Source organism: Sphingopyxis sp., from assembly GCF_050725615.1.
GTDB lineage: Bacteria > Pseudomonadota > Alphaproteobacteria > Sphingomonadales > Sphingomonadaceae > Sphingopyxis.
The window spans coordinates 1-20,983 of sequence record NZ_JBOHHU010000017.1; the positions used below are offsets into that span (position 1 = coordinate 1).

Annotated in this window: 20 protein-coding genes; 3 read left to right on the forward strand and 17 right to left on the reverse strand. The window is 66.5% G+C overall.

The annotated features are described in order from the left end of the window. Nucleotides 1-65 precede the first annotated feature (65 nt). The 14 genes from ACREB7_RS05895 to ACREB7_RS05960 all read right to left on the reverse strand — a co-directional run bounded on the left by ACREB7_RS05895 (nt 66) and on the right by ACREB7_RS05960 (nt 15,479). Nucleotides 66-1,250 carry a DUF445 domain-containing protein gene (locus ACREB7_RS05895; RefSeq protein ID WP_431591398.1) on the reverse strand — a complete coding sequence of 395 codons (1,185 nt, stop codon included), beginning with the start codon at nt 1,248-1,250 and terminating at the stop codon, nt 66-68. 178 nt (nt 1,251-1,428) lie between these two features. Continuing rightward, nucleotides 1,429-4,599, reverse strand: coding sequence for an efflux RND transporter permease subunit (locus ACREB7_RS05900; protein ID WP_431591360.1), 3,171 nt, complete (start codon nt 4,597-4,599; stop codon nt 1,429-1,431). A gap of 36 nt (nt 4,600-4,635) precedes the next feature. Next, on the reverse strand, nt 4,636-5,841 hold the full coding sequence (locus ACREB7_RS05905) for an efflux RND transporter periplasmic adaptor subunit (protein ID WP_431591361.1): 1,206 nt from the start codon (nt 5,839-5,841) through the stop codon (nt 4,636-4,638). A 280-nt stretch (nt 5,842-6,121) separates the two neighbouring features. Further along, entirely contained in the window at nt 6,122-6,391 is a 270-nt protein-coding gene (locus ACREB7_RS05910) for a GlsB/YeaQ/YmgE family stress response membrane protein (protein WP_431591362.1), read from the reverse strand. 120 nt (nt 6,392-6,511) lie between these two features. Continuing rightward, a complete protein-coding gene (locus ACREB7_RS05915; RefSeq protein ID WP_431591363.1) occupies nt 6,512-6,775 on the reverse strand; it encodes a GlsB/YeaQ/YmgE family stress response membrane protein in 264 nt (87 codons plus the stop codon). A 1,262-nt stretch (nt 6,776-8,037) separates the two neighbouring features. Beyond that, on the reverse strand, nt 8,038-9,027 hold the full coding sequence (gene nadA, locus ACREB7_RS05920) for a quinolinate synthase NadA (protein WP_431591364.1): 990 nt from the start codon (nt 9,025-9,027) through the stop codon (nt 8,038-8,040). A 71-nt stretch (nt 9,028-9,098) separates the two neighbouring features. Further along, the gene (locus ACREB7_RS05925; protein ID WP_431591365.1) at nt 9,099-9,812 is read right to left on the reverse strand and encodes an adenylate cyclase; all 714 of its coding nucleotides are present in this window, start codon (nt 9,810-9,812) and stop codon (nt 9,099-9,101) included. Nucleotides 9,813-9,876: 64 nt separating this feature from the next. Further along, the gene (locus tag ACREB7_RS05930; protein WP_431591366.1) at nt 9,877-10,521 is read right to left on the reverse strand and encodes a DUF4230 domain-containing protein; all 645 of its coding nucleotides are present in this window, start codon (nt 10,519-10,521) and stop codon (nt 9,877-9,879) included. After that, nucleotides 10,518-10,880 (reverse strand): hypothetical protein, encoded by a 363-nt coding sequence (locus ACREB7_RS05935; RefSeq protein WP_431591367.1) that lies wholly within the window; start codon nt 10,878-10,880, stop codon nt 10,518-10,520. Before ACREB7_RS05935 ends, ACREB7_RS05930 begins: the two co-directional genes overlap by 4 nt. A gap of 136 nt (nt 10,881-11,016) precedes the next feature. Continuing rightward, a complete protein-coding gene (locus ACREB7_RS05940) occupies nt 11,017-11,940 on the reverse strand; it encodes an MBL fold metallo-hydrolase (RefSeq protein WP_431591368.1) in 924 nt (307 codons plus the stop codon). Nucleotides 11,941-12,037: 97 nt separating this feature from the next. Beyond that, the gene (locus ACREB7_RS05945; protein WP_431591369.1) at nt 12,038-12,529 is read right to left on the reverse strand and encodes a hypothetical protein; all 492 of its coding nucleotides are present in this window, start codon (nt 12,527-12,529) and stop codon (nt 12,038-12,040) included. Nucleotides 12,530-12,599: 70 nt separating this feature from the next. Beyond that, nucleotides 12,600-14,327 (reverse strand): M56 family metallopeptidase, encoded by a 1,728-nt coding sequence (locus ACREB7_RS05950; protein ID WP_431591370.1) that lies wholly within the window; start codon nt 14,325-14,327, stop codon nt 12,600-12,602. After that, the gene (locus ACREB7_RS05955) at nt 14,324-14,665 is read right to left on the reverse strand and encodes a BlaI/MecI/CopY family transcriptional regulator (RefSeq protein ID WP_431591371.1); all 342 of its coding nucleotides are present in this window, start codon (nt 14,663-14,665) and stop codon (nt 14,324-14,326) included. The genes ACREB7_RS05950 and ACREB7_RS05955 overlap by 4 nt, the downstream gene beginning before the upstream one ends. Before the next feature lie 379 nt (nt 14,666-15,044). Beyond that, nucleotides 15,045-15,479 (reverse strand): RrF2 family transcriptional regulator, encoded by a 435-nt coding sequence (locus tag ACREB7_RS05960; protein WP_431591372.1) that lies wholly within the window; start codon nt 15,477-15,479, stop codon nt 15,045-15,047. A gap of 212 nt (nt 15,480-15,691) precedes the next feature. On the opposite strand from ACREB7_RS05960, the gene ACREB7_RS05965 reads away from it, so the two are divergent. Both ACREB7_RS05965 and ACREB7_RS05970 read left to right on the forward strand, forming a co-directional pair. Then, the gene (locus ACREB7_RS05965) at nt 15,692-16,141 is read left to right on the forward strand and encodes a globin domain-containing protein (RefSeq protein ID WP_431591373.1); all 450 of its coding nucleotides are present in this window, start codon (nt 15,692-15,694) and stop codon (nt 16,139-16,141) included. 120 nt (nt 16,142-16,261) lie between these two features. Continuing rightward, nucleotides 16,262-16,639 (forward strand): glycine zipper 2TM domain-containing protein, encoded by a 378-nt coding sequence (locus tag ACREB7_RS05970; protein ID WP_431591374.1) that lies wholly within the window; start codon nt 16,262-16,264, stop codon nt 16,637-16,639. 64 nt (nt 16,640-16,703) lie between these two features. Here ACREB7_RS05970 and grxD read toward each other — a convergent pair whose 3' ends face one another. The 3 genes from grxD to ACREB7_RS05985 are packed head-to-tail and all read right to left on the reverse strand — an operon-like array spanning nt 16,704 to nt 17,660. Next, a complete protein-coding gene (grxD, locus tag ACREB7_RS05975; RefSeq protein ID WP_431591375.1) occupies nt 16,704-17,045 on the reverse strand; it encodes a Grx4 family monothiol glutaredoxin in 342 nt (113 codons plus the stop codon). Between the two features lie 50 nt (nt 17,046-17,095). Then, nucleotides 17,096-17,329, reverse strand: coding sequence for a BolA/IbaG family iron-sulfur metabolism protein (locus ACREB7_RS05980; RefSeq protein ID WP_431591376.1), 234 nt, complete (start codon nt 17,327-17,329; stop codon nt 17,096-17,098). Nucleotides 17,330-17,336: 7 nt separating this feature from the next. Beyond that, the gene (locus ACREB7_RS05985; RefSeq protein ID WP_431591377.1) at nt 17,337-17,660 is read right to left on the reverse strand and encodes a DUF1476 domain-containing protein; all 324 of its coding nucleotides are present in this window, start codon (nt 17,658-17,660) and stop codon (nt 17,337-17,339) included. A 212-nt stretch (nt 17,661-17,872) separates the two neighbouring features. Here ACREB7_RS05985 and ACREB7_RS05990 point away from each other — a divergent pair, with 212 nt between their 5' ends. Continuing rightward, nucleotides 17,873-20,971 (forward strand): CHAT domain-containing protein, encoded by a 3,099-nt coding sequence (locus ACREB7_RS05990; RefSeq protein ID WP_431591378.1) that lies wholly within the window; start codon nt 17,873-17,875, stop codon nt 20,969-20,971. The last annotated feature ends 12 nt before the right edge of the window (nt 20,972-20,983 follow it).

Sequence of the window (20,983 nt, forward strand, 5' to 3'; positions counted from 1 at the left end):
GGCGGGGGCCGCTGCAAACCTTCCACTACGCCGACAGCGACCCCCGCCTTCGCGGGGGCGACGAGTCAGATCAACACGTCCACGGTGTGGATCAACACGCCCACAAGCCCGCCGACCAGCGTCCCGTTGATCCGGATATATTGGAGGTCGTCGCCGACCGCATTTTCCAGCCGGTCGGTGATCGTCTTGGCGTCCCAGCCGCGAATCGTGTCCGACACCAGCTTGAGCGCGGTTTCGCCATAGCTGTCGACTGCGCCGACCACCGCGCGCCGCGCATAGCGGTTGAGCGTGCGCTTGATATGCGCGTCCTCGCCCAGCATCGCGCCGAACTGCGTGACCAGTTCACCGAGCCGCCCGGCGAGCATCGTGTCGGGGTCGCGCGCCGCCTTGAGCAACGCGCCGCGCCCCTGTTCCCACAGGCCGTCGAGCCAGCGCGTGACCGCCTTGTTCTCGAGCAGCTCGTCGCGCACCCGCGCCACCTTCGCCTGCACCTCGGGGTCGTGCTGCAGGTCGAGCGCCATTTTGGCGAGCCCTTCCTCGACGCGCAGGCGCAGCGGATGGTCGGGCTCTTCGGCCATTTCGGTGAGCAATTTTCCCAGCCCCGCGACGATGCGGTTCGAGATGCTCTCATCGAGCCCGGTGAAGCGCACGATCGCATTGCTGTTGTCGTGGACCATCTGGTGGATCAGATGCGCGTTGAGTTCGAGCGTCTTCGACCCCCATTTGACCATCGCGTCGAGCAAGGGCTGGTGCCGCCCCTCGGCCAGCGCCGCCTGCAGCGCCTGTCCCAGGAGCGGCGCGACGTCGAGTTCGCGCAAGCGGTCGGCGATCGCCGATTTGACCATGCCGCCGAGGCGCTGCTGGTCGAGTGCCCCCAGCCCGTCGGCGATGATCCGCGACGCGCCGAGCTTCAGCCGCCCGCCGCCCTCGCCCGGCTGCGACAGGAATTTACCGACCGCGCCCGCGACGTCGAGCGTCTGCATCTTGCGCGCGATCAGCCGCGGCAGCAGGAAATTGGTGAGCAGGAAGCGCGCCAGCGTGTCGCCGATGCGGTTCTTGTTGCGCGGCACGATCGCGGTGTGCGGGATCGGCAGCCCCATCGGATGGCGGAACAGCGCGGTCACCGCGAACCAGTCGGCCAGCCCGCCGACCATCGCCGCCTCGGCAAAGGCGCGGACGAAGCCGACCGCCGGATGGACGTCCTGAAAATATTTGGCGCTGACAAAGACGATCGCCATCACGACGAGCATGCCGGTCGCGACGACGCGGATGTTGAGCCCGCCCGTCGGAACGGCGACGCCCACCCCCCGGTTCGTCAGGAAGGGGCGGGCGCGTGCGATTTCGGGCGGGGAGGAAACGCTATCCGTCATGCGCACCAAATGGCGAAGCCCGGCAAAGGTTGCAACCGCTGCCGCGCCCCTGTCCCGTTCACTCCGCCGGATGCGGCTCCGACGACGGCGTATGCGGTTTGACATCGTCGCCGGGCCGATAGGTCAGAAGGTTGCGCGAGAAGAAGCGGCCAAGTCGTTTTTCGATGCTGTCGGCCAGGCTGAAACCCGCCGGAACGATCAGCAAGGTGAGCAGCGTCGACAGGATCAGGCCGCCGATGACGACCACGCCCATCGGCGCGCGCCAGGCGCCATCGCCCGACAGCGACAGCGCCGTCGGCACCATGCCGGCGACCATCGCGACCGTCGTCATCACGATCGGCTGCGCGCGCTTGTGCCCGGCCTCGATCAGCGCGGCATGCTTTGGCGTGCCGTTTTCCATCTCCTCGATCGCGAAATCGACGAGCAGGATCGAGTTTTTGGCGACGATGCCGAACAGCATCAGCAGCCCGATGAACACCGGCATCGAAATTTCCATGCCCGTGACCAGCAGCCCGATCAGCCCGCCCAGCGGTGCGAGCAGCAGCGACGACATATTGACCAGCGGCGAGACGAAGCGGCGATAGAGCAGCACCAGCGTCGCGAAGACGAGCAACAGGCCCGACACCACCGCGATCAGGAAGTTGTTGATCAGTTCGGCCTGCCATTTCGCGTCGCCCTGCACGACCTTGCGAATGCCCTGCGGCATCGTCTTGACGCTGGGCAGTGCATCGATCTTCGCCTGGGCGTTGCCGGTGACGAGACCCGGCGCCAGATCGGCGCCGATCACGACGCGCCGCGTCTGGTTATAGCGGCGCAATTCGGTCGGCCCCGAACCGAAGCTCAGTTCGGCGACCGCCTTCAGCGGCACCGTCGTCCCGCGCGTCGTCGGGACCGGCAGGTTCTCGAGCGTCGCAAGGCTGCGGCGCGACTGTTCGGAAAGCAGCACCCGGATCGGAATCTGGCGATCGGACAGCGAGAATTTGGCCGCATTCTGGTCGATGTCGCCCAGCGTCGCGATGCGGATCGTCTGGCTGAGCGCGGCGGTCGTCACGCCAAGGTCGGCGGCGAGGTCCATGCGCGGATTGACGATGATTTCGGGACGCGGAATGTCGCCCTCGATGCGGGGAGCCCGCAATTCCTTGAGCTTGCCCATGTCGCTGACGATCTGACGCGCATGTTTTTCGAGCGCGACCGGATCGTCCCCGCCGATGACCATCGTGATGTCGCGGCCCGAAAAACCGCCCGACTGGCTCTGGAACCGCACCCGGGCATCGGGGATCGCCGACAATTTGGGTTGCAGCGCGCGTTCCCATTCGACGCTCTTTTGCGCCCGTTCCTTCTTCAGCGTGATGTACACGCCGCCGCTGCCGACGCCGATGTCGTAAAAGGCGTTCTCGACCGTCTTGTCCTTCGACAGGATGTCGTTGATCTGGTTCGAGATATGTTCGCTCTGCGCCAGCGTCGAGCCCGGGGGCAATTCATAGGTGATCTGGCTGTAATCGCTGTTGGTCGTGGGCTGGAACTGCATCGGAATCATGCTGCCGATGACAAGGCTGAGCACGAACGCGCCGATGCCGATGCCGACGATCCACACCCGATGGTCGAGGAAGATACGGCGTCCGATACCGCGCTTGCCCCGCGCCCGCGCCCGGTCGCGCGATGCCTTGGCTTTCTCCTCGTCGAGCGTCCACCGCAGAATCTTTTCATAGCGATCGATCCACGGCCCGGACGCATGCTCCTGCTCGCCCTGCGCCGACAGGAAATAGGCGGCGATCATCGGCGTGATCATGCGCGCGACCGCCAGGCTGACGAGCACGGCGAAGACGACGGTCATGCCGAACTGGATGAAGAACTGGCCCGAAACGCCCGGCATCAACGCCACCGGCAGGAACACCGCGACGATCGACATCGTCGTCGCGACCACCGCGAGGCCGATTTCGTCGGCGGCGTCGATCGACGCCTGATAGGCGGTCTTGCCCATGCGCATGTGCCGGACGATATTCTCGATCTCGACGATCGCATCGTCGACGAGCACCCCGGCCACCAGGCTGAGCGCGAGCAGCGACAGGCCGTTCAGCGAAAAGCCCATCATGTCCATGAACCAGAAGGTCGGGATCGCCGACAGCGGGATCGCCAGCGCCGAAATCAGCGTCGCGCGCCAGTCGCGCAGGAACAGGAAGACGACGACGACCGCGAGGATCGCCCCCTCGACCATGGCCGCCATCGAACTGCGATATTGTTCCTTGGTATATTCGGTGCGGGTGAAGAGGATCTTGAAATTGACCTTGGGATTGGCCTTCTTGATCTCCTCCAGCTTCTTCATCGTCTCGTCATGGACGGTGACGTCGGAGGCGCCCTTGGCCTTTTCGATCGAGAAGGACAGCACCTGCCGCCCTTCGATCTTGGCGAGGTTGCGCTGCTCGGCATAACCATCGGTGACCGTCGCGACATCGCTCAGGCGGATCGTGCGGCCGTTGCCAAGCGACAGTTGATAATCGCCGAGCTGGTTCGCCGATCCGGCATTGCCGAGTACGCGGACCGCCTGTTCGCTGCCCGCGATTTCGGTGCGGCCGCCCGCCGCATTGACGTTGATCTGGCGCAGCTGCTGGTTGATCTGGCTTGCCGTGACGCCATAGCTTTGCATGCGCGAGGGATCGAGGATGACCCGGATTTCGCGGTCGACGCCGCCCGACCGGCGCACCTGGCTCATGCCCGGGATCGACAGCAATTCCTTGGCGACAGTGTTGTCGACGAACCATGACAATTGCTCGAGCGTCATGTCGCTCGTCTCGACCGCGAAGTAAGTGATCGGACCACCGGCGATGTCGACCCGCATGACCTGCGGTTCGAGGATGCCGTCGGGAAGGTCGCTGCGGATCTGCTGCACCGCCTGGTTGACGTCGTTATAGGCGCGGTCGATCGGGGTGCCGATCGCGAACTGCACGAACGTGCGGCTGTTGCCTTCACCGACATAGGACGACATTTCGTCGACGCCGTTGACGCCGCGCACTGCGGCCTCGATGCGCTGGGTGACCTGCGTCTCCAGCTCCGACGGCGCCGCGCCGGGCTGCGCCACGATCACCTGCACCGCGGGGAATTCGACGTCGGGATTGTCGTTGACGTCCATCCGGTTGAAGCTGACGAGCCCGGCCAGCAGCAACAGCACGAACATGACGATTGGCGGCACCGGATTGCGGATGCACCAGGCAGAGATATTGCGGAAACTCATGCTCTTATCAGCCTCTCTGGCATCGCGTTCGCAGGATTAACGAGCGGTCTTTTGCAGGACCGGCTTCACCTTGTCGCCGACATTGAGGAACGAGCCGGCGAGCACGACGATACGCTCGTTGCCGGTCAGGCCCGATGCGATTGCGACGCCCGCATCGGACACCGAACCGACCTTGACCGCCTTGCGTTCGACCTTGTTGTCCTTGCCCACGACCAGCACGAAGCTGCCCTCGGGCCCGCTCTGCACCGCGCTTTCGGGCAGCAGCGGCGCTTCTTCGGATCCCGAGACGAGCCGCGCATCGGCAAAGCCGCCGGGACGCATCGCGTTGCTATAGGGAACCGCGATCCGGACCATGCCCTGCCGCGTGTCGGGGTTGATCACCGGCGACACCTGCCACACTTGGCCGGCGATGTTCAAATTGGTGCCGACGGGCGTGACCGTCGCGCGGGTGCCGACCCGCACGCGCTGCAGATCGGCCTCGGCCATCTGCGCCATCATTTCCATCTCGCCGCCGCGCGCCATGCGGAACAACACACCGCTGCCGGCGCCGACGATCTGGCCGGGTTCGACCTGGCGCGTCAGCACCAGCCCCGCCGCCGGAGCGACGATGTTCAACCGGCCGTTGCGCGCCTGCGCCTCGGCGTATTGGGCCTGCGCCACGCGAACGCGCGCATTGGCCGCGTCGCGGGTTGCGCGCTTGCGGTCCATGTCGGCCTTGGAGATGAAGCCGCGCCCGACCAGCGCCTCGGCGCGTTCGAGTTCGGCCTGCGCCAGACTGGCGTCGGCCTGCGCGACGCGGATCGACGCCGCGAGGCCGGCGGCCTGCTGCGTCTGCACCGACCGGTCGATGACCGCGAGCGTCTGGCCCGCGCCGACCCACTGGCCCGGCTCGACGAGTACGCGCACGACCTGCCCGCCCTCGCCGGCGATGCCGACCGGCATTTCGCGGCGCGCAGCGATCGTGCCGTTGGCGGAGATCGCCGCCTCGACCGAGACGCGGCCCGGGATCATCACCGTGACGTTGGGCGCTGCGGCGGCGGCTCCCTCCGCGCCAGCGGCCGCAGCGCCGTCGCCCTTGCCCGCCGAAAAGGCGAACCAGGCCGCAGCCAGCGCCACCAGGATCAGGATGATCGCGACGATCAGCACCATCCGCTTGCGACGATTGCTCGCCTCGTCGTCGAAATAGCTGTGCGTCGTGCCCGCGAGGCTGTCCATCGATTCCACTTTCCGCTCGTAGTTCACGCCAAATTCCTCTGCGCCGCCCCGGCAAATGGCATGCGCAGGCCTGCTGCCCGCGCCCCCTCCTTGACCAGACGGAATCCTCGTCCAATTTCCGTGGTGTATTATCCAATTAAATCACCCCTGACAAGGGGGGAAACGCGACCGCGCCGAGGCGGAGGACGCAGCGCGTCATAATCACCTTCGGCGCCGGGTTCCAGCGGCCTGGATGCAAAAAGGGCGACCGGCTCGCGCCGACCGCCCCTTGAAACCGGTCCGGTCCGGACCGATCAGGCTCGCCGCATCAGCGGACCTTGCCGCGCCGGACCAGGTTGACGATGCCCAGCAGCACGATCGCGCCGATGAAGGCGGTGAGCAAGGTCATCGGATCGAAGGCGTTGCCGCGCAGATGCCCGCCACCAAGGAAGGTGCCGAACAGGAAGCGGCCGAGGATCGATCCCAGGCAGCCGACGATGATGTTCAGGAAAATGCCCTGCTGGGCGTCGGTGCGCATCACGATGCTGGCGAGCCAGCCGATGATGCCGCCCATGACGATTGCGATAATCCAAGTCATATTTGACCCCCTACGATCGTTTTTTGACGCCCGTATTTCACCGGGCAATCAGGATGGTAACCCAAATCTTGCCAACCGCCTAGCGATATGGCGGCGGGGTGCGGACCGCCGCCACAGGCCTCAGCGAACGCTGCCGCGGCGCACCAGGTTGATCAGGCCGAGCAGCACGACCGCGCCGATAAAGGCCCAGAGCAGACCGATCGGGCTGAAGGTGCTGAGGCTGGCGCCCATGCCGAACAGGCCGCCCAAAAAATTGCCGAGGAACGCGCCGACGATGCCGACGACGACGTTCAGGATGATGCCCTGCTGCGCGTCGGTGCGCATGACGATGCTGGCGAGCCAGCCGATGATGCCGCCGACGATCAGCGTGATGATGATACCCATGACAGACTCCCATATTGCCGGACCTGCGGAGCGCGCAGACCGGGTGTTTTCGGCGACGCCTGATCGCGTCCGAAGCTCGTTTTACCGATGTCAGCACAATGCGAGCGGGGAGCAAAAGGTTCCCGGCCGGCCCCGAAGGACGCGGCCGGGAAAGTGGGATCAGCTCCGATCGGGGAACTGCTCCGGGTCGCAACTCGGGGGATAAGCAGGCGCGTGCGACGATGATGTGACATACATCACACACCGACGTTTTTTGGTCGGGGCGGCGGCAGGACCGGCTTTGGGGTGTTTAGTGGACTTTGGAGATGGAGAGGTGGGCTTGCCCGGAGATCATTGTTGAGGCCGAAGCCTCCGGATTTTTGGTTCACACAAAGACACAAAGGCACGAAGAGGATGGCTCGCGGCCGCAAGGTCGCGCTAACCTCATCGCCGCATATCGCTGAACCTTTTGAAGGTTAAAGCCGCTTCGCGGCTTGCACGACGTCTTCGTGCCTTTGTGTCTTTGTGTGAAATCAATCTCGCCGACCTCTGTGCGCGGCGCCTTCGTTACCGTCGACACGCATGGGTCTGCAACGGCCGCATCCGGACAGCGCGCCATCATCGATCGCCGATCGGCTCGGGCCGAGAGACCGGCCGCATCGCGCACACGCGAAATGGGGGCCGACATCGCTGCCAACCCCCACTATCCGGTATCCTTCCGGTCGCTGCCCGCTTGCCTCATCCCGGTCCGCTTCTCTTGCGATCGGCGGCCCGCAAAACGACGCTTGCGACGCGTTCCGGAGCTATCCGGCGATGGTTTGGTCGGCCCCCTTTCGGGGGCCGGCCGCACCTGGAAAGCCCTTCATCATCTCTTCCATGCGTCTGCCGAAACAGTCGCTGCCCAAGCGATGGACTGCATTTCCTGTCCCGATCGGGTCCGCCTCAACTCGTGGGAATCGCGGCGTTCCGTGACCAGGGTATCGGTCCACTTCCTCGTCGTTCCGGCCCGTTCTTTTCCGGCTGGTCTTGCAACCTGCCTTCCTATCCCGGCGGTCCGTCGTCTCCGTCGTCCGATGATTGGAAGCTGACATGAGTTGCCGGGGTCGCCAACAGAAAAAGCGGCGATTCACACGCGATTGCGCGACCGACTGTGGATAAGTCCGGCATTAGCAATTAGCGGATTCACTGCAGCATTTTTGTAACAAGGCCGCAGCATTTTCGGATTCGGTTTCGGGAAAGGCCGGCCGCGACTCGCCCGGCGACTCGGCTTTCCCGGGCGCGACTCAGGCCCGTCCCAAATCGCCCTTGCCCACCGTGCCCGACGCCATGTCGAGCATCCGGTCGAGGCTCTTGCGCGCGGCAAGCCGCAACTCCTCGTCCATCTCGATCCGCGGCTGGAGGTCGCGCAGCGCGATGTAGAGCTTCTCCATCGTGTTGAGCGCCATATAGGGGCAGATGTTGCAGTTGCAGTTGCCGTCGGCCCCGGGCGCGCCGATGAAGGTCTTTTCGGGGATCGCCAATTCCATCTGGTGGATGATGTGCGGCTCGGTCGCGACGATCAGCGTGTCCGACGGGAAGGTCTTGGCGAACTGCAATATGCCGCTGGTCGACCCGACATAATCGGCATGGTCGACGATATGCGGCGGGCATTCGGGGTGCGCGGCGACCGGCGCGCCGGGGTGCTGCGCCTTGAGCTTGAGCAGCTCGGTTTCGCTGAACGCCTCATGGACGATGCACACGCCCGGCCAGAGCAGCATGTCGCGCCCGAACTTGCGGTTGAGATAGCCGCCCAAATGCCGGTCGGGGCCGAAGATGATCTTCTGCTCGGGCGGGATCTGGCTGATGATCATCTCGGCGCTCGACGAGGTGACGATGATGTCGCTCAGTGCCTTCACCGCCGCCGAGCAGTTGATGTAAGTCAGCGCGATATGGTCGGGATGCTTGGCGCGGAAGCGCGCGAACTGTTCGGGCGGACAGCTGTCCTCGAGGCTGCACCCCGCGTCCATGTCGGGCAGGATGACGATTTTTTCGGGGCTCAGGATCTTCGCGGTCTCGGCCATGAACTTCACGCCGCAAAAGGCGATGACGTCGGCGTCGGTGTCGGCGGCCTTGCGCGACAGCTCGAGCGAATCGCCGACGAAATCGGCAAGATCCTGAATCTCGGGCTTCTGGTAATAATGCGCGAGGATGACGGCGTTGCGTTCCTTGCGGAGCCGGTCGATTTCGGCGCGCAGGTCGAGGCCGGTCAGGTTTTCACGGATCGGAGCAGTCATCTTACTTCCTTGTCAGAACAGGAATTTGCCGCCCCTCTACACGTCCCCCGCCAACGGGGCAATTCGCCGCGTCAGCCGCCGGTCAGCCGGGCGGCCAGCGCGATCACCGGCGGCGCCAGCGACAACAGATAGATGGTGGTGCGCACCGCGATGACAATGGCGGCGACGGCTTTGGTCGCCGGATGGATGCGACCGAGGGTGCGGCGGTCGTGCAGCGCGACGATGCCGACGACCGCGAGCTGGATCAGGCCGATTGGAATGTCCGACCAGCCGATCATCAATGGCATCGGCAGGATGCGTCCGAGCGCGGGTTCGAGGATGACGATCGTCGCGCCGATCATCAGCCGCCGGTGCCACTGGGTCGCGTACCGCCGGCGCACCGCCCACCACACCATCGCGCCAAAGACCAGCGCCTCGACCGTGGTCAGCGCGAGGAAATAGGGCGGCGGGAAAAAGGGCGGGAAGCGGTTCAGCACCAGCGAGGCGAGCCCGGTGAAAATCCCCAGCCCGGTGATGACGAGCGCGAGCCCCCCGCCGATCCAGCCGAGCCGCCGGTGCAGCGGCAGGCTGGCGCGCGACACCAGAACCGGCTGGACGATCAGCAGGCCGAGCCAGGCGAGCATCGCGATCCCGTGGAGATGCACCCAGAAGGGCGCGGCCACCGGGTCGACGAACCCGCGCAGCGCGAATTGCGCGAAACCGATGACGATGAAGACCGCCAAACCGATCGCCATCCGCTGCCAGAATCGCTCTGCGGGAATCATCCCTGCCGCCGACGTCGCCATGCCATGCCCCCCAGGCTGGTTGCACGGCATGACTAGCGCAGCGACGGCGCGGCGCAAAGGCGATTCAGCCCGCCGCGTCCCCGGCGAAGCGCGCGGTCACCTTGGCGTCGATGCCGGCGGCCTTGAGCGGCATGGCAAAGCTCTGTTCGACCGCGGTGCGCGCCGCCCCCTTCGCAAGGCGCATCGGGGTCGTGCCCTTCGCCTGCTTGATCAGTTCGTCCTGCGCCGCCTTGCGGTTCGCGGCGTCGAGCGACGCTTCGGCGTCGGTCAGCGTCAGCAGGATCATGCCGTCGCGATATTCGCTGATCGAATTGAGGTCGATTTCGGGGCCCGCGAGCCGCAACGGCGGCAGCGTCACGGTCAGCGTGCCCGCCTCCGCATTCCAGTCGAGGTCGGATTGCCGGAGCTTCGCGAGGTCGAGTTCGTAACGCACCGTGCCCGGCATGATCAGCGTCTTTTTCGCGCTGAGCCCCAACCGGCTCTGTGTCGAGGTGACGACCGCGACATAGCGCGCGGTAAAGGGCACGAGGATATTCTGCTCCTGCAGCCCTTGCAGGCTCGCGGCGACGACGGTTTCGGGATCATAGCCGCGCTGCCAGTCGCGCCAGGCCGAAAAGGCCCACCAGGCGGCAAGCGCGAACAGCGCCGCAGCGGCGAGCAGGATGAGGCGCGGCAGCAGGCGCGCGAGCGGCGAAGGGGTCGTCATCATATCTTGCAGCGATCGAAGGCATAGACGAGCCCGGCGATCGGGTCGCTGTACACGCCCGGGCCCATCGCCTCATCGGCCAGGATCGCATCGGGCGCCACGCCGTCCAACGTCGCGAGCACCCCTATGGCCAATCGGCGGACCGCTGAAGGGTCTTCGCGCCCGACCGCCGCACGATCGTCCTTGGGCATGGCCTTCACCAATGCCTTGGCCGTGCCCCGGACAACTTCCGTGAAAGAGCCGCACACCACGCGTCCCAGTCCCACTTCAGCGGCGGTTCGGTCTTTGGCGGTTCTCAGCGCCTCCCATATCGATCCATATTGGGTGACCGCCAACTGGCCGATCGTCACGTCGCCGTACAAGCGCCCATCCTCGGCGTGCGTGGCGACGCGCCCCAGTCGCGGGGCGCCCGTTGCTGCGGGCGCCGTGGCGCCGTCCTGTGCATGGGCCGGCAAGGGGGCCGCCGTCGTCAGGGCCATGGCAAGGAGCAGCCAGGCCCTAGCCACCGCTCAGGCTCCATTGCGCGCCGTCATTCGACACCTGCCCGCGCTTCTCCAGATCGAGCAGATGCGCGAGCACCGACCGCCCGGCGGCGCCGGTCAGGCGCGGATCGAGCCCTTTGTACATATGCGTCACCATGTCGGGGATGATCGCGGTTCCCTTTTCGAGTTCGCGCAGGATCTGCCGCTCGCGCTGGCGGCGATGGCCGAGCATGCCGCGCACGAGCTGCTTCGGCTTGGTCACCGCAGGGCCGTGCGCCGGATAATAGACGCGGTCGCCGCGCTCATAGAGTTTCGACAGGCTGGCCATATAGGCCGCCATGTCGCCGTCGGGCGGGCTGACGACGCTGGTCGACCAGGCCATGACATGGTCGCCGGTGAACAAGGCGTCGCTTTCGAGCAGCGCGAAGCAGAGGTGGTTCGAGGTATGGCCGGGGGTCGCCACCGCCTCGATCGTCCAGCCGTCACCCGCAATCCGCTCGCCGTCGGCGAGGACGCGGTCGGGGGCATAGTCGGGATCGAAGGCAGAGTCGGCGCGCGGGCCGTTGTCGCTGATCACCAAAGGCGCGCAGCCGATGATCGGCGCCCCGGTCGCCTCCTTCAGCGGCGCGGCGGCCGGGCTATGGTCGCGGTGGGTGTGGGTGCACAGGATCGCGGCGACCCGCGCATCGCCGACCGCGCGCAGGATCGCCTCGACATGGCCAACCCCATTGGCATCCGCAGGATCGCCGATACTGAACCCGCTGCCGGTCGGCCCCGGGTCGATCACCGCGACATCGCGGCCCGCCCCGACGATCCAGGTCTGGGTGCCGGTGAAGGTGTAGGGCGAAGGATTGGGCGCGAGGACGCGGCGGACAAGCGGCTCATGCTGCTCGCAATCACCGGCGTGGATGGAGTCGGGCCAGGGCTTTTCGTCGCTCATGGGCTGCATGTGGCATTGCGGGCGGCGGAGCAAAAGGGGGCACAGCACAAAATGCGATCGCGATCGCCTGTCTTGGCTTCGAGAAGCTGCGGCAATTTTAGCCGCGAAGCAACATCCGAAAAAGCGCTACGGCGGAGCCGATCACCAGCAAGATGGCGAGCTGCAGAAGCCCGTTTTTCCAGTCATGGTTGGCAAGCGGCACATGATCGGGGAGGTCCTCCATATTCTGATACCAGCGCTTCTGGAAATCGCGGAGCCAGAACCAGTACCAGATCGTCGCAGGAATCAGGGCTCCGATCGGCCAAATCCAAATCGGAAACGGACTGTCGGCGGGCGCGGTCCCGAAGAACACGCATAGCGCATAGGCCGGCGCGACCGTCCAGAACGCCCGCTTGTGCGGCGACGCGTTCAGCGCGACGAAAAAGTGCAGGATGGCTGCGACAAAGGCAATGATCACAAGGCTGATCGCCGCGCTCATGCCGAGCATCATCAAATCGCGCTCCAAATTTTCCATCGCTACCCCGCGTGCCAAGACAGGCACCGGCATATGCGCCGACGCGCCGATCGCAAAGAAAAAGGGAGCGGTCACCCGCTCCCTTTCCCCGCCCCTGCCGCAGGCGCCCACCGGGGAGAAGGCGCCCGCGTCAAAGCTGAAACCGTCAGTCGACCGGTTTTTCGAGGTCGGCGATCGCGCGGTCGAGGTCGGCGGCGACCTTGGCGCGAATCTCGTCCGACATGCGCCGGCCCGCTTCGCCCTCGGCGAACTGGTCGCGCGCTTTCTTGAGCGCCGACAATTGGGCCGCCTTGTCCATGCCGCCGCCGCAGCGGACCATCACGACGCGGCTGTGCTTCTTGCCGTCCTGGTCGTCGCGGTTCACCAGCGGCGTCGGCGCCTGGCCCTTGCCGCAATGCGCGAAGCCGAAGGATTTGCCGTCGACCGACTGCCAGTTCATCGGCGGCATTGGGGGCATCGGCGGCATCGGCGGCATCGGGGCAAAGGCGAACTGCTTGTTGCGCTTGGCCTCCAGCTTGTCGGCGATCGCGTCGGCCTGGCTACCCGTGATGCCCTGCTCCTTCAGCGTCGCGAGGATGTCGTCGCGCGACAGCGCGCCCGGCAGGCGCATTTCGAAATGCTTCGCCCTGGGGTCGCCGGACGCCCAGGTCATCACCTTGCCCTCGCCGTCCCTGACCTCGCCGTTGCGGATCACGATGCGGTGCACTTCGCGCTTCTTCTGGCCATCAGCGGCCTTGGCATCGCCCTCGCCATCCTCCTCCGACGTGAAGATCATCACGCGATGCGCGCCGCTGATAGCCTCGGGGGCTTCGGGCGCTTCGGGCGGCAGCGGTGCGTCGGGGGCCTCGGGCGGCGGCGGGGGCGCGGGCGGCGCGGCCATGTCGCTCTGGGCGCTGGCGATCCCGGCGGGGACCAGCGTCGCGGTCGTCGCGAGCACCGCCAGCGTCGCGCCGCCGACGAGCAGCCGGCCCACCAGCCCGCGCTTTTTCGAAATATCCTGCCGCGTCAGCATCGTCAGTCTCTCCTGCAAATTGTCGTGGACCGCCATCGGCGCCGCGAGCGACAGCCGCGAACCGACCGCCGCCTTGGCGATCGCCGTCGCATAGCGCGCGGTGCGGACGTTGCGCGGCGCACCGTCGACCAGTGCCAGCACCCGCGCGTCGCAAGCGGCCTCCTGGTCGAAGCGAAAGGCGCGGATCGCGCGCCAAGCGAAGGGGTTGAACCATTGCACCGCCAGCAGCAACAGCGCCGCGGCATTGGCCCACAAATCGCCGTGGCGGTGGTGCGCCAGCTCATGGTCGATCGCCAGCGCCCGTTCCTCGGCGACATAGCGCGCAAAAAAATCGTGCGGCACCGCGACATAGCGCCGCCACAAGCCAAAGGCGACGGGACCGTCGACCGCGTCGGTCATCACCAGGCGGATCGTCCCGATCGGCTCGAGCGTCACCGCGCCGGTCAGCACCTGACGGCGAAAGCGGTGGTGCGACAGCATCGCGGCGACAAGGACCGCGACCATGCCGGCCGCCCAAGCGGCGAACAGAAAGGGCAACAGGTCGGCGAAGGACCAGACCGGCTCTGCGGCGGCGACCGGAACCGCCGCCGCCGCCGCCGCCGGGGCGGCGTCGGTCGGCGCGATCATCACCATGGCGACCGCCGGCTCGGCGGCGTTCGCCGTCGCCGGCACGGCCTCGGGCCGGGCGAAGGGCAGCGGCGGCAACAACAGGCGCAGCGCGGGCACCGCCCAGAGGGCATAGGCCAGCCCCGGGCCGAAATGGCGCGCAAAGGGCTTGCGGATCAGCAGGATCACCAGGACGAGCGCGGCGGTGGTCACCAGCGTGTCGCCCCAGGCCTGGAACAGCATCGCGGCGCTCATGGCTTGAGCCTCCGCAACAGCGCCTCGATCTCGGCGATGTCGGTATCCGACAGCGCCTCGCGCTCGGCGAGATGCGCGATCAGCGGGCTGACCCGGCCACCGAACAGGCGATCGACGAAGCGCTGCGATTCATCGCCGACGGCATCGGCGCGCGCGACTGCGGGGCTATAGAGAAAGCGTCGCCCCTGCGCTTCGGCGGTCACCGCGCCCTTCTGGACGAGGCGCGCGACGAGCGTCTTCACCGTCGCGAGGGTCCAGCCGTTGGCGACCCCGACATTCTCGGCCAGATCGGTCGCGCTCTGCGGGGCTTCGTCCCACAGCGCGGACAAGATCTGCATTTCGGATTCGCTAGCACGCTCTGCCATCGTGGAACCCCTCCCTTCGACCTCATCTGCGATACGACTACAGATGTAGTCAATAGGCTGAACCGATGATGAATGAAGCGGAACGGAGCCAACCGGGCGATCTGTCGGGATTTTTGACACTCCCGATGCCCGGTAAGGAATCGCTAACCAGCGTCTTCCCCCGAAAACCGCGATTGGGCCAAACTGGCACGCGCCTTGTATAGTATTCGATGTTCCCGAGTGTTCCGCTCAAAGGAGCGGTGGGGGACATCAGTCTGGTCCCTGATGTCCCCTGCCCCCACTCAGGACATCCCCACTTACCCCCGACGCGACGGGGGGCGGAGCGGCCGAAAGGCCCCGCCCCCCGGACGCACTATTCCCCGAAACCTTCCGCACCGAACAGCGCCGCAAACGCCTGGCGTTTGTTCAGCAGGTCAGCGAGGCTGTAGCCGTCGAGCACCGCCAGGAACGCCGCGAGCGCCTCGGCGAGCGCACCGGTCAGCCCGCAGGCCGGCGCCACGATGCAACTGCCGCAATCGACCAGCTCGAACCCTTCCTCGGTGTGGCGGACCACCGCGCCGACATTGATTTCGGCGGCGGGCCGCGCCAGCCGGACGCCGCCGAAGCGGCCGCGCACGCTTTCGAGATAGCCCGCGTTCACCAGGTCGTTGACGACCTTCATCAGATGGTTTTGCGAGATGCCGTAACCGCGCGCGATTTCGGAGATCGGGCACAACCGCTCGGCCGGCTGCGCCCCGACATAGAGGAGCACGCGCATCGCATAGTCGGTGTAGCGCGTCAGGCGCATGACATTCCCCAAAAAACCGGCCCAAACCAGCCTCGAAACCCGGTTGGGCCATAATATGTATTTTTGTTGCATGTTTCAAATAGCGCCAATACATGCGCCCGAAATACATCATTCAACCGAGTCGCGACCGCAGGCGGTGCAACCCAAGACCGCCCTGTCGCCGCTCGCCTTGAACGATCCCGGGCCTTGTCCCACCAACAGGAGAACCGACTATGCGTACCGCTTCCGCCCGCGCGATGGAGATCGTCAAGTCCACCGCGCCGGCGCTCGAAAAACATGGCCTTGCCATCACCAGCGCGATGTACGCGCGGTTGTTCCGGGACGACGAAATCGCGGCGCTGTTCGACCGCGCCGCGCAGGACAGCGGCGAGCAGCCCAAACGCCTCGCCGCCGCGATCCTCGCCTATGCGAAGAATATCGACAAGCTGCAGAATCTGGGCGCCGCCGTATCACGCATGGTCGCGCGTCACGTCGAAACCGGCGTGAAGCCCGAACATTATCCCTATGTCGCCAATGCCCTGCTGCCCGCGATCCGCGACGTGCTGGGCGAAGAGGTCGCGACCGACGAGGTCCTCGCGGCGTGGGGCGAAGCCTATTGGATGCTCGCCGACATCCTCATTTCGGCCGAGGCGCAGGCCTATGAGACAGCCGACGCGGCCTGAACGCGCCGGGGCCGACCGGCATCGGTCGGCCGTCTTTTCCGTACCGTTCGTCGCACGCCAGCCTGTGTTCATCGGCCATTCGGCCGGTGCCCGATACGCTGGCGGCGAAGGAGAACGGAAATGAAGAAGATCATGGCTGCCGTGCTCATCGCCGGCCTCACGGTCCCGGCCGGGACGGCCTATGCCGACCCGCCGCCCTGGGCGCCTGCCCATGGCAAGCGCGCCAAGGAGCGCGCCGCCGCCTATGACGGATATGGGCGCTATTATGAACCGCAGCGCATCGGTCGCAACGATCGCGTCTGGCGCGGCGACGATGGCCGCTATCATTGCCGCCGCGACAATGGCACCACCGGCCTGATCATCGGCGCCGCCGTAGGCGCCCTGGCCGGCCGCGAACTCGATCGCGGTCGCGACCGGACCGTCGGGACGCTGATCGGCGCTGCGGGTGGCGCCCTGCTGGGCCGGGCGATCGATCGCGGCGAGCTGCGCTGCCGCTGACTCCGGTTCCGAGGACGAGCGAAGGGGCGGGCCGCGCCATGCGGCCCGCCCCTTTCGCCTGTTCTTATTCGGGGCGCGCCGGAATGTCGGCGACCAGCGTGTGCAGTTCGCCCGCTTCCCACATTTCCATCATAATGTCGCTGCCGCCGACAAATTCGCCCTTCACATAGAGCTGCGGGATCGTCGGCCAGTCCGAAAATTCCTTGATGCCCTGACGGATCTCCATGTCCTGCAGCACGTCGACGGTGTCATATTCGACCCCGAGCCGGTCGAGCATCGCGATCGCGCGCGACGAAAAGCCGCATTGCGGGAACAGGGGCGTGCCCTTCATAAACAAGAGGACGGGATGGTCGCCAACCAGCTTGGCGATACGATCGTTTACGGATTGGGCGGTGGCTTCGGTCATCGTGCAGTCTCCGGAGGGGCGCGAGTGTGCGCCCGAAAATCATCTGGTTCCTATGAAGGAACGCCGGTGGTCAATTGCAAGGCATGAAGTTCGCCGCCCATGCGTCCGCCGAGCGCGGCGTAGACCGCCTTATGCTGGGCGACGCGGGTCAGCCCTCGAAAACTTTCGCTGACGACATGCGCGGCATAATGGTCGCCGTCGCCCGCGAGGTCGGTGATCACGACCTCGGCATCGGGGAAAGCGGCGGCGATCATCGCCTGCAGGTCGGATTCGCGCATTGCCATCGGACGGTTACTGCTTGTCCATGAACTGGCGGCGCGCCTCGACCGCCATCTCATTGAGCGCGGCGCGGATTTCGGCGTCGCCGATCTCGACCTGCGCGGCGGTGAGGTCGCCCGCGAGCTTGCGGATCACATCCTCGTCGCCGGCTTCCTCGAAATCGGCCTGGACGACCGCCTTGGCATAGGCGTCGGTCTCTTCGGGGGTCAGCCCCATGCGCTCGGCGGCCCATTCGCCGACCAGCCGGTTGCGGCGGGCGGTGATGCGGAACTGCACCTCCTGGTCGCGCGCAAATTGCGCCTCAAATGCTTTTTCGCGATCGTCGAATGCGCTCATCTTATCCTCTTGGGCTGGAAACTGTCGTGTCGCAGATAGGTCGGGGGGGCGGGGCACGCAAGCCGCCTGTGCGGCAGATCACTTCCCTTTTGCATGCGAAGGGGTTAGGGTCCGCGAAAGGGTTATTGGGTCGTACCGCAGTATATAGGAACTGCGCCTTGCCGCCACCGCGTGGGCACGGCGCCCTCGCTTGTGTTTGGGGGATTGGGTACATGGCCGCTCGACGTCCGCTTTTCGTGTCGCTGCTGGGGATGCTGGCGCTCGCCGCGCCCGGCACGACGTCCGCGCAGATGGCCGACCCGACCGTGCGCGACAGCTTTGCCATCGGCGACAAGGGCGGCTCGCTGTGCGAGGTCCAGTCGACGGTGCGCGATTCGGTGATCGACGGCATGTTCGACCGCGCCTGGCTGATCGTCTGCCGCGACGCGAGCCAGCCGGTCGGTTATGTCCGGATGCTGCGCGCAACCCCCGCCGAAGCGCAGGCGCGCGTCGATCGCGCCCGCGCCGGAACGATCAGCTGCACCGCCCCGACCAGTTGTTCGGTCAGGGACAGCAACGTCGCGTGGACGACGCGGATCGAGGGAGACGGCAATGTCACCTACGCGGTCGAAGGCTTCGCCGCCTATCAGGATGCGCTGACCCTTGCGCTCGACTCGATCCGCCAGCGCAAGGTCGCCTCGGGCGTCATCAACGTCGCGACGACCTCGATCGGCGGCAACGACGGTTTTGCCCGCACCCTTGCCGGGACGATCGACGTCGACAAGGCGCTGGCCGAGGGATATCGCCGCAACCACAGCGGCGATTATGCCGAGGCCGCCGAATTTTTCGAGGCCCTGTCGCGCCGCGCGCTCGACGACCAGGCCGCCGCCGACATCGACCCGACCGAATTTACCCTCAACCGCGCGCTCCAGAAATCGAACCTCGGCGAATTTGCCGAGGCCGAGCGGCTGTTCGGCGAAGTCGAGGCGATCCCGACGACCGACCCCGTGCAACTACGCCTGCGCCGCAATTTCCGCGCGATCCACGCGCTCAATCAGCGCGACTATGCCGGCGCCGCCGACCTGCTCAACACCCCGATCCCGCCGCTGACCAGCGCCGTGACGGTCACGGGCAATGCCGTGACACTGACCCCGGAGATCGTCGCGGGCGTCAACAGCGGCAGCAATTCGCGCGCGATCCGCCAGGGGTCCGACGATGAGCGGCTGACCCCGCTCGAACGCGCGCAGATCATCGATGCGCAGGCGGTCCATCTGCTCGGCACCGTCGAACGGCTGCGCGGCGATCCCGCCGCCGCCAAGGCCGCCCAGCTCAAGGGACTCGCCGACGCGATGGCGGTGCGCGAGGGCCGCGTGACCTCGATCGTGCGGCTGCGCTCGCAGATGCTCGGCGAACTCGCGCTGGCCGAAGAGGCGGCGGGCGACGCCGCCGCCGCCGATATGCGCTTCCTCGAATCGATCAACGCGCTCGCGGTCGAATATCCCGAAACCAACGCGCTCGCCTCCGCGCGCGCGCGCTACGCCGCCTTCCTGACCCGCCAGGGCCGCGATGGTGAGGCGATGACGATCTATCACGACGTCGTCGGCGCGCTGGCGAGTTCGCAGCGCTCGACCTCGGGCATGGCGAACATGATGGCGCCCTATTACCGGCTGCTCGCCGCCAAGGCCGCCAGCGAACCCGCCGCCGTCGGCGATTTCTTCGTCGCCAGCCAGTTGCAGGTCCGCCCCGGCGTCGCCGACACCCAGGCGGTGCTGGCGCGCGAATTGTCGAGCGGCAGCGCCGAGGGATCGCGGCTGTTCCGCCAGGCGACGACGCTGGGCCGCGACATCGAACGCGCGCGGATCGAGGACGCACGGCTGGCGCAGATGATCGCAACCCCCGAAATCAACGCCTTGCGCGCCGACCTGAAAACGCGGCTCGACAATCTGGGTTTCCAGCAGGCCGAAACGGTCGCCTCGCTGTCGGCCTATCCGCAATATCGCGTCGTCGCGCCGGGCAAGCTCGACCTCGCCGAATTGCAGGCGGTGCTGCGCCCCGACGCAGCCTATCTGAAGATGCTCGTCGTCGGCGATGCCGTCTATGCGATGCTGATCGACCCGAAGGGCGCGCAATTGTGGCGCTCGGACATCAGCACGCCGGCGCTCGACGCCGCCGTCGACAGCATCCGGTCGACGATCTCGATCGTCGAGAACGGCAAGCGCGTCACCTATCCCTTCGACGCGGCGACCGCGCGCAGCCTCTACACCCGCTTGTTCGGCCCGGTCGCCGACCGCCTGCCGACGATCGCGAACCTGATCTTCGAGCCCGATGGCGCGATGCTGCGGCTGCCGATCAACCTGCTCATCACCGCCGACACCGGGCTGGCCGACTATGAGCAGCGCCTGCTCGATCCCAATGCCGACGCCTTCGACATGCGCCAGATCGCCTGGCTCGGGCGGACGACGCGGCCCAGCACCGCCGTGTCGGCGCTCGCCTTCCGCAACGCGCGCCAGGCCGCGCCGTCCAACGCCGCGAACCAATATTTCGGGCTCGGCCAGAACCAGCCGGTGGGCGCCACCCTGCCCTCGCTCGGCTCGCGCGGCGCGGTCGGCGGCGTCGACGCCAATTGCCTGTGGGACCTGGCGCAGTGGAACCGGCCGATCTCCGCCGACGAACTGGTCACCGCGCGCGGCGCGATGGGCGACAATGCGGCGACCCTGCTCACCGGCGGGGCGTTCACCGATACCGCGATCAAGACGCGCACCGACCTCAATGACTATCGCATCATCCATTTCGCGACCCACGGTCTGGTCACCGCGCCGCGCCCCTCGTGCCCGGCACGGCCGGCGCTCGTCACCTCGTTCGGCGACAGCGATTCGGATGGCCTGCTGACCTTCCAGGAAATCTACGACCTCAAGATCAACGCCGACCTCGTCATCCTCTCGGCCTGCGACACGGCGGGCGCCGCGTCGGTCAGCGCCACCCGCGAGGCCGGCCTGTCGGTCGGCGGCGGCAACGCACTCGACGGGCTGGTGCGCGCCTTCATCGGCGCCGGCGGGCGGTCGGTGATCGCCAGCCACTGGCCCGCACCCGATGATTTCGACGCGACGAAGCGGCTGATCGGCGGCTTGTTCGCGGCGCGGCAGGGCGAAAGCGTCGCCGACGCGCTCTGGTCGACCCAGATGGCGCTGATGAACGAAAAGCAGACTTCGCATCCCTATTATTGGGCGGGTTTCGCGATCATCGGCGACGGCGGCCAGGCGATGCTCCACAGCGGGACCGCGACCGCCGAAGCCGCGCCGATGGGGGAGGCCGCCGGCCGCGCCGCCCGCTGATCCGATGACCGA

Bases quoted from the DNA above. Each gene is read 5' to 3' on its own strand.
- ACREB7_RS05900 (WP_431591360.1), bottom strand. From the start codon at position 4,599: ATGAGTTTCCGCAATATCTCTGCCTGGTGCATCCGCAATCCGGTGCCG.
- ACREB7_RS05925 (WP_431591365.1), bottom strand. From the start codon at position 9,812: ATGGCGACGTCGGCGGCAGGGATGATTCCCGCAGAGCGATTCTGGCAG.
- nadA (WP_431591364.1), bottom strand. From the start codon at position 9,027: ATGACTGCTCCGATCCGTGAAAACCTGACCGGCCTCGACCTGCGCGCC.
- ACREB7_RS05980 (WP_431591376.1), bottom strand. From the start codon at position 17,329: ATGGCAATGCGCGAATCCGACCTGCAGGCGATGATCGCCGCCGCTTTC.
- ACREB7_RS05950 (WP_431591370.1), bottom strand. From the start codon at position 14,327: ATGAGCGCCGCGATGCTGTTCCAGGCCTGGGGCGACACGCTGGTGACC.
- ACREB7_RS05930 (WP_431591366.1), bottom strand. From the start codon at position 10,521: ATGATGACGACCCCTTCGCCGCTCGCGCGCCTGCTGCCGCGCCTCATC.
- ACREB7_RS05895 (WP_431591398.1), bottom strand. From the start codon at position 1,250: ATGCTCGTCGTGATGGCGATCGTCTTTGTCAGCGCCAAATATTTTCAG.
- ACREB7_RS05965 (WP_431591373.1), top strand. From the start codon at position 15,692: ATGCGTACCGCTTCCGCCCGCGCGATGGAGATCGTCAAGTCCACCGCG.
- ACREB7_RS05910 (WP_431591362.1), bottom strand. From the start codon at position 6,391: ATGACTTGGATTATCGCAATCGTCATGGGCGGCATCATCGGCTGGCTC.
- ACREB7_RS05955 (WP_431591371.1), bottom strand. From the start codon at position 14,665: ATGCAGATCTTGTCCGCGCTGTGGGACGAAGCCCCGCAGAGCGCGACC.
- ACREB7_RS05915 (WP_431591363.1), bottom strand. From the start codon at position 6,775: ATGGGTATCATCATCACGCTGATCGTCGGCGGCATCATCGGCTGGCTC.
- grxD (WP_431591375.1), bottom strand. From the start codon at position 17,045: ATGACCGAAGCCACCGCCCAATCCGTAAACGATCGTATCGCCAAGCTG.
- ACREB7_RS05970 (WP_431591374.1), top strand. From the start codon at position 16,262: ATGAAGAAGATCATGGCTGCCGTGCTCATCGCCGGCCTCACGGTCCCG.
- ACREB7_RS05985 (WP_431591377.1), bottom strand. From the start codon at position 17,660: ATGAGCGCATTCGACGATCGCGAAAAAGCATTTGAGGCGCAATTTGCG.
- ACREB7_RS05960 (WP_431591372.1), bottom strand. From the start codon at position 15,479: ATGCGCCTGACGCGCTACACCGACTATGCGATGCGCGTGCTCCTCTAT.
- ACREB7_RS05990 (WP_431591378.1), top strand. From the start codon at position 17,873: ATGGCCGCTCGACGTCCGCTTTTCGTGTCGCTGCTGGGGATGCTGGCG.
- ACREB7_RS05940 (WP_431591368.1), bottom strand. From the start codon at position 11,940: ATGAGCGACGAAAAGCCCTGGCCCGACTCCATCCACGCCGGTGATTGC.